This window comes from Dysgonomonas sp. BGC7, assembly GCF_001261735.1.
Lineage (GTDB): Bacteria > Bacteroidota > Bacteroidia > Bacteroidales > Dysgonomonadaceae > Dysgonomonas.
In genome coordinates this window covers 557,633-571,283 of the sequence record NZ_CVRP01000007.1, presented here as the reverse complement: position 1 = coordinate 571,283, position 13,651 = coordinate 557,633, and the positions used below count along the sequence as shown (strand labels likewise).

The following is a 13,651-nucleotide window of genomic DNA, read 5'->3' as shown; positions in this document are numbered from 1 at the left end:
TCCTCCTTTTTTATATTATCTATACAATTCTAAAAACGGAAACCTAAAGAGACTGTCATATTACGATTTTTCATATCAGCTCCGCTATCTGCAACGTTATACATACCATATTCATACCCAAAGTTGATAGTATAAATATCATATATAAAACCAACCTTAGCAATACCTCCATAGTCGAAACGTCTCCAGCGTGTCAGTCCAAAAGTTTCTGTTTCATTTTCTGTTACAGTAGAAGTTATAACAGCACCATCTCTGTGAGTTGTGAGGAAACCTTCCTCGGTACTTTTACCTTTAAACCCGTAGGCGCCATATACCCCGACATTAATATTGAAGGCAAACGTTTTTGTTAGATACAATTCATAACCTATACACAAAGGAACCTGTATATAGTTTGCTGTTTTAACTCTCAATGTATCTCCTACATACATTACATTTGCACCTTGATCTACTTTTTTATCTATTATATGTTGACGAAGCCCTCTCTTGGTAACAAAAAGGCCGGTCTGGATCTGGAAATTCCTTATAACTTTAAAATTAAGATTCGCACCAAACTGCAACCCTACCTTAGGCTCTTTATACATATTACCTCCCTGAATATCCATTTCGGCAAGATTGAGTCCAAGATGTATATCGGAAGTAAACCTTCTTCTTTCACGTTGAGCATAGCTATCGGTGAACACAAAAAGAAGTAAAACTGTTAGCAGAAATATTTTAAATGCTGTTTTCATAAAGTCGGATCTGTGATGCAAAGTTAAAATAATTAATTATATAATAAACTAAACAGCCTCTTTTCGTCAAAAATTTCATTTGCAACATCTTGAATTTCTGAGGCTGTAATAGCTTCTATCTTAGCAAAAGTTTCCTCCATCGAATTGAAATGATTGTGACAAAGAATACTTTTACCTAAAGCTAAAGCCATATTCTCGTGATTATCATTCATCACCCCTATTTGTCCCATCAATTGCTTTTTGGCTCTCGACAACTGTATTGTTGTAAGTGTTTCCGTCCTTATTTTTTTCAATTCCTTATACACTAAATCAAGACATTTGTTGGCATTCCGTTTATCGCAGCCAAAGTAGATAGACATAATTCCCGTATCACTGTAAGCAGTCATCGTAGAGTCGACACTATACACATATCCATGCTTCTCTCTCAACGACAGATTTAGCCGGCTATTCATCCCCGGCCCTCCCAATATATTATTAAGTAAATGCAGAACTTTACGCTTTGGATTATGCAAAGAATAGGAACGACATCCTATCAGCGCATGAACCTGCGATGTATCTTTATTCTCTTTCTTAAGTATAGGAGTAATTTCAATAGGAGCTATCCTCTTACTATCATAGACTGTGAGAGGCAAGTTTGAAATATATTTCTCCGCAAGATATATTATTTTCTTAAAATCGGTATTGCCTAGAGAGAAGAACACTACATTGGAAGGAACATAATGTTTATTTACAAATCTAAAAGCCTTCTCCGTATCAAAATCTAAAAGTAAATCAGGTTCTCCAAGTATATTATGCCCTAATTGTGAACCTTCGAAAACAATATTTTCAAATTCATCGAAAATCAGTTCAGCGGGATTATCTTCATAAGAATGTATTTCGTCTATGATAACCTCAACTTCTTTGTCTATTTCGCGTTGAGGAAAAAGAGAGTGAAATGTGATATCGGATAACAATTCGAACGCCCGGGCAAAATGTTCTTCCAAAAAGGCAGAGTATATTACAGTCTCTTCCTTGTTAGTATAGGCATTCAGATCACCACCTACATTTTCTATTCTGCTTATTATATTATGCGACCTGCGATTTGCAGTTCCTTTGAACAGCATATGCTCCACAAAGTGAGCCATACCATGTTCATCATCATTCTCGTCACGAGTTCCTGCATTTACAATAAATCCGCAGTAAGAGACATTGCCTGCCATTGGCTTATGTACAAGCCGCAAGCCGTTTGTCAATGTATGAGAAAGGTAATTCATCATTTTTTCATATAAAAGGTACGCTCTTCTTCCGTAAATTTTTCTATAGAATAACGTAGCATTGTTCTAGGCATTTTTTTATGATACAAATCGAGAAAGCTACATAATCTGTTTTTATTTTTTTTACCGGCTTCTCTCAACATCCACCCCATTGCTTTATGCATCAGATCGTGTTTGTGATGTAACAATTTTTCAGACAGAACAAATATATCGTCCAAATCGCCGCGGCGGATAAAAGCAAAAGTAGACACTACAGCTATACGCTGATCCCAAAGCAGGTCACTATCAGCTAAACGGTAAAGCACAGCTCTATCTTTATCGACAAGATATTCGCCAACTATATCTTTTGCACTAAGGTCTACAAGATCCCAATTATTTATGCGAGTCGTATTATTCAGGTAAAACTCAAAAATATCGGAACGATCCTTTTCATTAGCTTTTTTAAACCGTTCTACTAATATTAGCAAAGCACAAAGCCGGCATTCATGATATTCACTGCGAAGAAGCGCTCTTATTTCGGAGAAAGGGAGGTCTTTATTTTTCTTTGCTATTTTTCTGGTATCGGGTACTACAACACCAAGGAATTTATCTCCTTCGCCATATTGCCCCTTACCTGTTTTGAAAAAGTATGGTAGGAAGTTCTTTTTTTCGGAAGAGGAACATAACTCCAATTCGTTTTGTATATTCTTTACGGTCATTTCAGATCAACCCCTCAGGCAGATTTAAATACAACAGTTTTTTCTTTGCGTCAATTTTTGTGATAAAGTCTTCTGTAGCAGGAACAATAATATCTTCTTCTCCTTTTATCAGAAAAAGAGTATTAATAGTCTTTTCATCTACTTCTTCTATTATGCCCAATTCTCCTGCATTTTCATCAAATACTTTAAAACCGATGAAGAAGTTCCATGAATATTCGATGTCCTCTTCGTGATTTCCTTCATAATATTTGCGGGGAAAATAAACCTCAAGTCCCGACATCCGTTGAGCCTTCTCATCACTGTCTACATCCTCGAAGGTGAGCAATGCTGTATCTTTACCCTTGAAACGGTACTCTTCTACAAAAAACGGAACGAAAATTCCATCGATACGACAAATAAGATATGGGCAATCTACTTTGTCGAACACATCGTTCTCAAAAGCAAAACTTATCTCGCCTTTTATTCCATGAGGCTTGATAAGCTTACCTATTTTAAATATTTCGTTTTCTTTAATCATAATTGCAGAAAACTATTTCTTTTTTTGCTGGTTTTTCTTCCCGCCGTTGTTATTGTTATTATTCCGTTGCCCTAAATCTTTCATTTCCGGCAACTTGATATTAGAATTTCGTATATCTATCTTACGCCCCGACAAGTCGAACAAATCTATAAATATCTTCTGATCGTCTACATCTTTATTCCATTGAATATACGATTTTTTCATATGAGTAGCCACCAATAGGATAAACTGTTCTTTTTCTTTCGGATCTTCTATGTCAACTGCCATTTTAGCCATCTTCTCCAATGTTTTTCCATAATGACGGTATTCCATATCTGGGCGGCTATATTCTATTTTGCCCGGTTTAGAGTAAAGATCTTCTTTTCTCACTATTTCATAAGGATAGTCTATATCCAACTTAAAGTCAGCCATTATAGCCAAATGATCCCATAGGATATGCTTAAAGTCATTTACATCGCGAAGATGAGGAAACATGTTTCCCATAATATTTATAACAGTATTGGCACATCGCTTACGGTCGTCTCTGTCTGAGATAGTTAGGCAATAGTCCACCATATTTTGGATATTTCGTCCATATTCAGGTAAAGCCAGTTTTTTTAATTGGGTATTATATTCCATTTTTTATTTTAGCTTATAATCTTTAATTATAGGAAGAAAAACTTCTCTTTGTATTTTTATTGATCCTTTTATTACAAATATATCGGTTAGAAAAGGTATTCACTATCATATAGTGATCTTATGAGGTATATGAATTTCAACTTGTAGTTTTATCATTTCCCGATCCTCGATGCAAATAAGACAACAAAGATAATATTTTAGTCGGATTGTTGCACGCCAACAAGCAAAATTATCTAATAAGGTGATAATTTAAAGGTAATTAGAACTACAGAGACAGATTAAAGGATTCTATAAAGGATCTCTTATTTACAGTTCTACAGCAACCGGTTTTTCTTCGGGAGCAGACAGAGTCTTATTGTACAGATCGTTATTACTCAATATTTCCACTGCTTTATTTACTTCCTGATCGTCTTTGAGCACATAAGCAAACTGACCTTTTTGATAATAATATCGTTTTAGTACTTCCGAATTAATTAGTTTAACAATATCATCTTTAAAGGTGTCAAGATCCCGATCTAGATCGGGCACCAGTTTAGCCTCCAATGCCTTAAACTCTTCGTCAGCAGATTTCATAAATCCTTCAAATTCCATAACTTCTTTCAAAGAAGCCATTGATTTTTCACTCATACGGTCATATTTGAAATCTTTTGACTTCACATAAGCTTTGAAATCTTCATAATCTTCATCGGTGATACTAAAGGCTTCTGCCGGAGATATTTTCTTATGTTTTGCAGCCCATCCTGTTACCCAATCGAAAAGAATAAATTGGTTCGACAGATAATAGGTTATAGTCGGAGATTTCTTTTCTTCTAATGTAAAATCGGGAGATACTCCTCCTCCATCTCTCACCGGACGTCCTATTGCTGTATGGAATACTGTAGTAAGACTATCAGGTATACGACCAACACTTCCATCCGCATTACGGTGCGAATAGTCGATCGCCTGTATACATCTGCCGCTTGGTATATAATATTTAGAAGTGGTCACTTTTAGTCCACCTCCATATGGTATTTCGCGAGGAGATTGTACAAGGCCTTTTCCGAATGTACGTTCGCCAACCAAGATAGCCCTGTCCATATCTTGCAAAGCACCTGCAACTATCTCCGAGGCGGAAGCAGAACCTCTGTCGATAAGGACTGCAATAGGAATATCTGTATCGATAGGCTCCAGCGTGGTACGATATGTTCTATCCCACTGTTTTAGTTTACCCTTAGTAGACAATACCACTTTACCTTTCGGCACAAACATGTTTACGATTTGGACAGCTTCTTCCAATACACCTCCTCCATTTTGGCGAAGATCGAAAATTAAGGATGTTATTCCTTGTTTTTTCAAGTCAAGGAAAGCATTTTTTACATCCATTGCACTTTTATCCGTAAAGCTGTTGAAATTAATATAACCGGTCGTAGGATTTATCAATCCATAATATTGTATAGGATCTATTGAAATTTTTTCGCGTACGACCTTCAGCTCCAAAGGTTTTTTCTCGCCCGGACGCTCTACCTTGATAGTTATTGTAGTGCCCGGTTGCCCTTTCAGATTGGAACTAACATAGTTGCTCAATGTGCGACCGTATGCTTCACCTTCTACTTTTTCGCATTTTGTCATATCCTTACCGTCTATCTCGAGGATATAATCACCAGCTTTAAGACCCGCTTTATCTGCGGGCTTACCTTCAAAAGGCTCTGTTATTGCGATTTTTTCGTCTTTATACGCTATACCCGATCCGATTCCCGCATACTCACCTGTTATCTGAGTGCTGAATTCTTTCATATCGTCCTTATTAAAATACACGGTATAGGGGTCTAACGTATTCAGCATATTATCTATACCACTACGGACTGTTTTATTTATATCAACACTATCTACATAGAACATATCCATTTCGCGTAGCACCGAATTAAAAATCTCTATATTCTTATTAATATCAAAATAATGCTGTTGCTTATCTTTATCGGGAGTATTTTGTACCTGAGCCAAAGAAGACAAGCTTACTGCTGAAATAGCAAAAAACAAAAAAAGTCTATTTTTCATTTATTATTTATATATAAAATATACGTAAACTTTAAAACAACACAAAGGAATGCTTTTTTTTATAAAAACTGAAATTTAACACTATTATATATAGCTTATATTTAACAAAAAAAGTGAAAACAAAGAAGTTGACTACAAAATCCCGACAACTTTATCTGTAAAGGAAATACTCTTTTCGGGAATAAGGTTCGTAGTAGTAACAGAAACTGTTTCAATTTTTAATTTAACCATAGAGCAAAAGTAGTAGTACTTAGCTCTTTTTATTTATGTGTAAAAGAGTACAACTTTGTCAGGTTTTAGTTAAAAACCTGACATAGCAGAACTGATAAAACTATATTCTGAATAAAGCCACGTCTAAATCGTATTAGTTATTTTTATTTATCTTTGCCATGCTTTTTTTACAAATGAAACAATACAATTATGACAATATTGACTCTTATATCATCAGCATTAAATATAAAAGCATCTCAAATAGAGAAAACAATAGAACTTCTCAACTCAGGTGCTACAATACCTTTCATCAGTCGTTATCGCAAAGAGGTAACCGGAGGACTTGACGAAGTGCAGATAGCTGCCATTAAAGAGCAAAATGATAAGCTGAACGAGCTAGTAAAAAGAAAAGACACTATACTGAAATCGATAGAAGAGCAAGAAAAACTGACACCAGAACTAAAATCGAGGATAGAGAACTGCTGGACATCTTCTGAGCTCGAAGATATTTACTTGCCATACAAACCCAAAAGACAAACCAGAGCTGAAATTGCAAGAAAAAAAGGATTAGAAGGCTTGGCTAAGATAATCATGGCTCAGCAACCAATAGATGTGGAAACAAAAGCCCTAGCCTTTGTAAAAGGAGAAGTGAAAGACACCAAAGAAGCATTGACAGGAGCACGGGATATAATAGCCGAATGGATAAACGAAGATGAATACGCGCGTAACTCTATTCGCAACATATTCGAACGTGAAGCGATAATTTCAGCCAAAGTAATAAAAGGAAAAGAGGAAGAGGGAGACAAATACAGGGACTATTTCGACTATTCGGAAAAGCTAAGTAAAGCCTCGTCGCACCGCATTCTGGCTATACGAAGAGGCGAATCGGAAGGGATACTGCGTGTGAATATTTCTCCGGACGAAGATTCCGCTTTAGAAAAACTCGACAAGCGATTCCTGAAAGGAGGCAACGACAATGAATGTACTGTACAGGTAGCCGATGCACTAGAAGACGCATACAAGCGATTGCTGAAACCATCGATAGAAACCGAATTTGCAGCACTATCGAAAGGGAAGGCGGACGAAGAAGCTATCAGGGTGTTTATCGAAAACCTTCGCCAATTGCTACTTGCCGCACCTTTGGGACAGAAAAGAGTGTTGGGTATAGATCCGGGATACCGCACAGGCTGTAAGCTAGTCTGTCTCGATGCAGAAGGCAACCTCCTGCATAATGAAACAATATACCCTCACCCACCGCAAAACGAGACATCGAAAGCAGGCAATAAGGTGGTAAAGTTAGTTTCAACATACAATATAGATGCCATTGCCATAGGTAATGGTACTGCCAGCCGCGAAACAGAACGATTTATAACAAACCTGCGATACGAGAAAGAAGTGAAAGTATTCGTTGTCAGCGAAAACGGGGCATCTATATACTCCGCTTCTAAAACAGCACGTGAAGAATTTCCCGATTACGACGTCACAGTAAGAGGAGCAGTATCTATCGGGCGGCGACTGATGGACCCATTGGCCGAACTGGTAAAAATAGACCCAAAGTCGATAGGTGTAGGGCAATATCAGCACGATGTAGACCAGACTAAACTGAAAAACTCGCTCGATCTCACAGTCGAAAGCTGCGTCAACCTTGTAGGAGTAAATGTAAATACAGCAAGTAAGCATTTATTGACCTACGTATCGGGACTAGGACCCGTATTGGCACAAAACATAGTAAGTTACAGAGCAGAACACGGAGCATTCGGGTCAAGGAAAGAATTGATGAAAGTAGCCCGCATGGGCGAAAAAGCGTTTGAGCAGTGTGCAGGATTTCTACGCATTGCTAATGCAAAAAACCCATTGGACAACTCTGCCGTACATCCGGAGAGTTACCATGTAGTAGAGCAAATGGCTAAGGATTTGAAATGCACAGTAAAAGAACTTATAGAAAATAAAGAACTAAAGAAATCACTCGATTTGCAGAAATATGTAACCGCATCTGTCGGACTACCTACATTGAACGACATTATAGACGAACTGGACAAGCCCGGACGTGACCCACGAAAAGGCATAAAGATGTTTGAGTTCGATCCCAGTATAAGAACAATAGACGACCTGAGAGAAGGCATGATATTGCCGGGAATTGTTACAAACATAACGAATTTCGGATGCTTCGTAGATGTAGGGATTAAAGAAAACGGACTGGTACACATCTCGGAACTCGCAGACCGCTTTGTTTCCGATCCTACAGAGGTAGTCTCTCTGCACCAACATGTAGAAGTAAAAGTATTATCTGTAGACTTGGCAAGAAAAAGAGTACAACTTTCTATGAAAAAATAAACAAAGCCGCTCAATGCGGCTTTATTCTTTTCTATAATATAGTTAAAGGTTTATGATTTCAATTTGAAAACAATCGGAATAGTAAAGTAAACAGCTACCTTATGTCCGTTTTGCATTCCAGGAATCCATTTTGGCATACTTTTTATCACCCTTACCGCTTCCTTGTCACAGTTGACACTTACTCCTTTCTTCAATTGGATGTCAGATATATCACCTGTCTTGCTCACTACAAACTGTATCGTTACACGACCTTCTATTCCCATTTCCTGATCTACTATCGGATATTTCAAATTTTGAGCTATATACTTATACATTTCTTCGATACCTCCGGGAAACTGAGGAGGAATTTCAGCAACCAAAATAGGCTTCGCATCTTCATTTCCTCCACCTTTACCACTGCCCTCACCCATTACATCAGTAGCAAATTTCTTCAATTCTGCTGTCGGATCTGTAGATCCTTCCTTTACAGTAAATGCACCCACTACTGCTTCCTTATTATCCAGAACATCTGACACACTTGCCATTTCCGGATCATCATCCGCAACCTCATTCTGATCTACAATAGTCGGCGGCACAAACTTCTCCATTTTTCTATATACCGGTGGTTCAGGAATATCAGGCTTTACTATATCGGCTATCAATTCATCTTTCTTATTATCTACCTGTACTACAGAATAAACACCATCGATGCCTCCATTATAATCGCTCTTAGCAGCTTTAATTGTACTCAATATAGAGGGAAGAAATGCGATGAACAACACCAACACTCCGATGATACCAAAAGCAATCACATGCCTTTTGCCGGAAGACTGTCTCAATTCGAATGCTCCATATGATTTATTTTTACCTTCAAAAATAACATCACACCATTCGGCGGAATTTAAGTTTAATGATTTTTTCATGACTGTAAGTTTTAAATTGTTATTAAATCTTCCCCTTTTTTACCTTATAGATATTAAAACTTCAAAAATTCCATAAACAGGGTTAATTTATTTTTATCTATCATATAAAAACGAAGATAGTAGGTATGAGAAGAGTACTCATTTTTAATATTTTTAGTCAATATTTTCCTCTTTTGAAATCTTTAAATGCTACATTTGTGACTTAAATACAATCAAGGAAATAAGGATATGCCAGACTCGATAGTAATAATACCAACCTACAACGAAAAGGAAAATATAGAGGCTATAATAAAAGCGGTATTCGACTTGCCAAAAGAATTTGATATTCTTATTATCGACGACGGATCGCCTGATGGAACTGCCGATATAGTAAAACGGCTGCAAACAGAATTTCCAGGACGCCTTTCCTTGATTGAGCGTTCAGGAAAGCTAGGATTGGGAACGGCATATATAGCAGGGTTCAAATGGGTATTGGATCGTTCGTATGAATATATATTCGAAATGGATGCTGACTTTTCTCACAATCCTAACGACCTACTAAAGCTCTATACAGCATGTGCTAACGAAGGAGCGGATTTGGCTGTAGGATCACGTTACTATAGTGGCGTAAATGTTGTGAACTGGCCTATGGGGCGTGTGCTTATGTCTTATTTTGCATCTAAATATGTACGCATTGTTACAGGTATGAAGGTGAAGGATGCCACTGCCGGATTTGTATGCTACAGAAGGAAGGTTTTAGAAACAATAGATCTGGACAACATACGTTTCAAGGGCTATGCTTTTCAAGTGGAAATGAAATACACAGCCTATTGTTTGGGGTTCAACATTAAAGAAGTATCTATAGTATTCGTGAACAGAATGCTAGGCACATCTAAAATGAATTCAGGTATATTTGCAGAAGGCGTTTTTGGAGTATTAACTATGAGATTCAGACAATTATTTGGAGGCATTAAGAAAAAGCAATAAAACTTACGTATATTTGCTCTGAATTAAGGACATATCCGGATGTATAGTAACAATTAGTATCATATTCTAATTTATGACTCCTAATTAGAACTTATACAAGAATAGACAAAAGCCGGTCTTAAGACCCTAACTTACCAATCACTACAAATGAAAATAATTTGCGTAGGACTCAATTATCAGTCTCACAACAAAGAAATGCAAAGAGAGTTATCTAAAAAAGAGGATGACCCTGTTCTTTTTATGAAACCCGACACTGCTCTTTTAGTTGCAGACAAGCAAAATTTTTATATTCCCGATTTCTCATCCGACATACACTATGAAGCAGAACTTGTAGTAAGAATTGATAAAATGGGAAAAAACATAGCCGAACGCTTTGCTCACAGATATTATAATGAAATAACCATTGGAATAGATTTCACAGCCCGAGACATACAGTTGGAACTAAAGAAGAAGAGCTTACCTTGGGAAATATCCAAAGCTTTCGACAATTCTGCTGCAATAGGATCATTTATATCCAAAGATAAGTTAGAAAAGAGCATTGACAATTTAAATTTTGAACTTTCGATAAACGAAAAGGTAGTACAAATAGGACATACTACAGAAATGATACATTCCGTAGATAAAATTATAGCCTATGCAAGCCGCTTTTTCACTTTAAAGACAGGGGATCTTATATTTACAGGAACTCCGGCAGGTGTAGGTAAAGTATCTATTGGAGACCATCTATGCGGAAATGTGGAAGGTCAAAAACTTTTAGACCTACATATATGTTAGAATATATTAAGCTATAAATGTTAAAAAGAGAAATAGAAACAATAAATATCATAAAATGGAGTTCTCCTTTATAAATAAAGGAAACAACGAACACCTTAACCAAATTTGATTGATTACTAAAATTAAAAAAGAATAAATGAAAACTATTTTAAAGAAAGCCTTGCTGATTAATGCTTGTCTTCTTAGCGCATTTACAGCCTTTGCACAGGATAATATAAATCCTATACCAACAGCTATGCCATCGTTGGTTATAGCACCTGATGCCAGAGGTGGAGGTATGGGAGATGCAGGTGTAGCTACTGCACCCGATGTTTATTCGCAACACTGGAATCCTGCAAAATATGCTTTTTCACCGAGTAAAGCCGGATTTGGACTTTCCTACACTCCTTGGTTGAGAAAAATAGTAAATGAAGTAGCGCTTGTATATGGAGTTGGCTACTACAAACTAGGAAATGAAAACAATCAGGCGCTTAGTGCATCTATCCGTTATTTCTCGATAGGAGATGTAAATATTACTGACCAATACGGTGAATTTTTACAAAAAGTTGCTCCTTACGAAATGGCTTTCGACATAGGCTATTCCCGCAAATTGACAGAAACGTTCTCAGGGGGGGTAACAGTACGTTACATCCGCACCGACTATTCGGGAGCAAATGAAGAAATATCGGCCGGAAATGCATGGGCAGCAGATGTGGCCGGATACAATGAATCTTATATAAACATAGGCCAATCGGAAAGCTTATTAAGTTTTGGATTCAATATATCAAATATCGGTACTAAAATTTCAACAGATGGAGGTAGTAGAAATGATTATCTTCCAACAAACCTTCGTGTAGGAGCATCTCTTATGTATCCGGTAAACGATGTAAGCACTCTATCATTCAGTGTAGACCTCAATAAATACCTTGTACCTACTCCTCCTGTCCTTAAAGAAAGAGGTGAAGGGCAAACTGATGAAGAATACAATGAGATGAAAGCCAAATATGATAACGATATGAAAGACTATAGAACAGGTAACCCTATTTCAGGCATATTTAAGTCTTTTGGTGATGCTCCCGGTGGATTTTCTGAAGAACTTAAAGAAATTATGTGGTCCTTAGGTGCTGAATATGACTACGACAACAAGTTTCGTCTTCGCACAGGATATTTCCATGAAAACAAAATGAAAGGTAACAGACAATATATGTCTTTTGGTGCCGGATTTAAACTTACTGCATTCCAGTTGGATGTTGCTTATATGTTAGCTACTGCACAACAGAATCCGCTAGACCAGACTCTGCGTTTCTCTCTTGCTTTTGACATAGACGCAATGAAAAATTTATTTAAATAATACAACGAACAGAATACTGAAACAATGAAAATAAGAGTAGGTTTTGGTTACGATGTACATCGTTTAGCCGATAATAGAGATTTGTGGCTAGGAGGTGTAAAGATCGAACATACTCAGGGACTATTAGGACATTCAGATGCGGATGTCCTTATTCATGCTGTGTGTGACGCTATATTAGGCGCAGCTAACCTCAGAGATATAGGATTCCATTTTCCTGATACAGCAGGAGAATACAAGGACATCGACAGTAAGATATTACTAAAGAAGACACTCGAAGTTGTGTCTGAAAAAGGATATCGAATCGGAAACATAGATGCTACAATCTGTGCCGAACGTCCTAAGATAAACCCTCATATACCTGACATGCAGAAAACAATGGCAGATATATTGGAAATATCAATAGATGACATATCTATAAAAGCTACAACTTCCGAGAGAATGGGATTTGTAGGAAGAGAAGAAGGCTTTGCTGCTTATGCAGTTGCTTTGATAGAAAAAACAGATAATTAAACACGATCTGACAATGAGTGTGAAACCTGAAATAGAGCTAACATCGGATGGGTCTCACACTCTTTTTGTACCCACCCTTAACGAACATTACCACTCCACTAACGGTGCTGTACAGGAATCTGTCCATATTTTTATCAATACAGGATTTCAGACCTGCAGGAAAGAAGATATAAAGATACTCGAAGTAGGCTTTGGAACAGGGCTAAATACATTTCTCACCTTATTAGAATCCCAAAAGGAAAGCAAAGCAATACACTATACAGGAATAGAATTATACCCTTTGCCTTTTTCCATCATCAGCAAACTAAATTATACGGACAGTCAATCTTCAGAAAACAAGTCTTTATTCTATAAATTACATGAATGCGACTGGAATGAAGAGATACAGATCACCCCACAATTTCATCTAAAAAAGATACAGGCAGACCTTACCTCCTTCGACCTTTCTTCTATAGAAAATATTGATATTATATATTTTGATGCATTTGCCCCCGACAAGCAACCCGATATGTGGACACAGGAAATATTTGATAAATTATATTCTATTACCACTTGGGGAGGCATACTTGTCACATATTGCGCAAAAGGTGTTGTACGCAGAATGATGCAACAAGCCGGGTACGAAGTTGAACGTTTGCCGGGTCCTCCAGGAAAGAGAGAAATGCTCAGAGCTAAAAAACCGGAACAGAAATAGTACGATAGTTAAGAAGATATACTATTTTCCACCTTTACCAAAAGATACTTATCTTTGCATCCCGATGCATACAATAGCTCATT

The 13,651-nt window shown here is 37.1% G+C and carries 13 protein-coding genes; 6 read left to right on the top strand and 7 right to left on the bottom strand.

What is annotated here, in order from left to right; genetic code table 11:
• Nucleotides 1–29: 29 nt before the first annotated feature.
• The 6 genes from BGC7_RS07720 to BGC7_RS07695 form a co-directional block, all read right to left on the bottom strand.
• Nucleotides 30–728: a porin family protein gene (locus tag BGC7_RS07720; RefSeq protein ID WP_050700975.1), complete on the bottom strand. Its 699-nt coding sequence runs from the start codon at nucleotides 726–728 to the stop codon at nucleotides 30–32.
• A 32-nt stretch (nucleotides 729–760) separates the two neighbouring features.
• Nucleotides 761–1,981: a M16 family metallopeptidase gene (locus tag BGC7_RS07715; protein WP_050701080.1), complete on the bottom strand. Its 1,221-nt coding sequence runs from the start codon at nucleotides 1,979–1,981 to the stop codon at nucleotides 761–763.
• Complete coding sequence (locus BGC7_RS07710; RefSeq protein WP_050700974.1) at nucleotides 1,981–2,679, bottom strand: DNA alkylation repair protein; 699 nt, start codon at nucleotides 2,677–2,679, stop codon at nucleotides 1,981–1,983. The genes BGC7_RS07715 and BGC7_RS07710 overlap by 1 nt, the downstream gene beginning before the upstream one ends.
• A 1-nt stretch (nucleotide 2,680) precedes the next feature.
• Nucleotides 2,681–3,196, bottom strand: coding sequence for a ribosome maturation factor RimM (rimM, locus tag BGC7_RS07705; protein WP_050700973.1), 516 nt, complete (start codon nucleotides 3,194–3,196; stop codon nucleotides 2,681–2,683).
• A 12-nt stretch (nucleotides 3,197–3,208) separates the two neighbouring features.
• Nucleotides 3,209–3,814 (bottom strand): DUF4290 domain-containing protein, encoded by a 606-nt coding sequence (locus BGC7_RS07700; RefSeq protein ID WP_050700972.1) that lies wholly within the window; start codon nucleotides 3,812–3,814, stop codon nucleotides 3,209–3,211.
• Nucleotides 3,815–4,120: 306 nt separating this feature from the next.
• Nucleotides 4,121–5,848, bottom strand: coding sequence for a S41 family peptidase (locus BGC7_RS07695; RefSeq protein ID WP_050700971.1), 1,728 nt, complete (start codon nucleotides 5,846–5,848; stop codon nucleotides 4,121–4,123).
• A gap of 420 nt (nucleotides 5,849–6,268) precedes the next feature.
• Between BGC7_RS07695 and BGC7_RS07690 the strand changes: the two genes are divergently transcribed.
• Nucleotides 6,269–8,392: a Tex family protein gene (locus BGC7_RS07690; protein WP_050700970.1), complete on the top strand. Its 2,124-nt coding sequence runs from the start codon at nucleotides 6,269–6,271 to the stop codon at nucleotides 8,390–8,392.
• A 50-nt stretch (nucleotides 8,393–8,442) separates the two neighbouring features.
• On the opposite strand, the gene BGC7_RS07685 is transcribed toward BGC7_RS07690, so the two are convergent.
• Nucleotides 8,443–9,294 (bottom strand): energy transducer TonB, encoded by an 852-nt coding sequence (locus BGC7_RS07685; RefSeq protein ID WP_050700969.1) that lies wholly within the window; start codon nucleotides 9,292–9,294, stop codon nucleotides 8,443–8,445.
• A gap of 228 nt (nucleotides 9,295–9,522) precedes the next feature.
• Between BGC7_RS07685 and BGC7_RS07680 the strand changes: the two genes are divergently transcribed.
• The 5 genes from BGC7_RS07680 to mnmD all read left to right on the top strand — a co-directional run bounded on the left by BGC7_RS07680 (nucleotide 9,523) and on the right by mnmD (nucleotide 13,568).
• Nucleotides 9,523–10,260, top strand: coding sequence for a polyprenol monophosphomannose synthase (locus tag BGC7_RS07680; protein ID WP_050700968.1), 738 nt, complete (start codon nucleotides 9,523–9,525; stop codon nucleotides 10,258–10,260).
• A 147-nt stretch (nucleotides 10,261–10,407) separates the two neighbouring features.
• Nucleotides 10,408–11,034, top strand: a complete 627-nt coding sequence (locus tag BGC7_RS07675) for a fumarylacetoacetate hydrolase family protein (RefSeq protein ID WP_050700967.1) — start codon at nucleotides 10,408–10,410, stop codon at nucleotides 11,032–11,034.
• A 136-nt stretch (nucleotides 11,035–11,170) separates the two neighbouring features.
• The gene (gene porV / locus BGC7_RS07670; RefSeq protein ID WP_050700966.1) at nucleotides 11,171–12,364 is read left to right on the top strand and encodes a type IX secretion system outer membrane channel protein PorV; all 1,194 of its coding nucleotides are present in this window, start codon (nucleotides 11,171–11,173) and stop codon (nucleotides 12,362–12,364) included.
• Between the two features lie 24 nt (nucleotides 12,365–12,388).
• Nucleotides 12,389–12,874, top strand: coding sequence for a 2-C-methyl-D-erythritol 2,4-cyclodiphosphate synthase (ispF, locus tag BGC7_RS07665; RefSeq protein ID WP_050700965.1), 486 nt, complete (start codon nucleotides 12,389–12,391; stop codon nucleotides 12,872–12,874).
• Between the two features lie 13 nt (nucleotides 12,875–12,887).
• Nucleotides 12,888–13,568 (top strand): tRNA (5-methylaminomethyl-2-thiouridine)(34)-methyltransferase MnmC2, encoded by a 681-nt coding sequence (gene mnmD, locus BGC7_RS07660; RefSeq protein WP_050700964.1) that lies wholly within the window; start codon nucleotides 12,888–12,890, stop codon nucleotides 13,566–13,568.
• The last annotated feature ends 83 nt before the right edge of the window (nucleotides 13,569–13,651 follow it).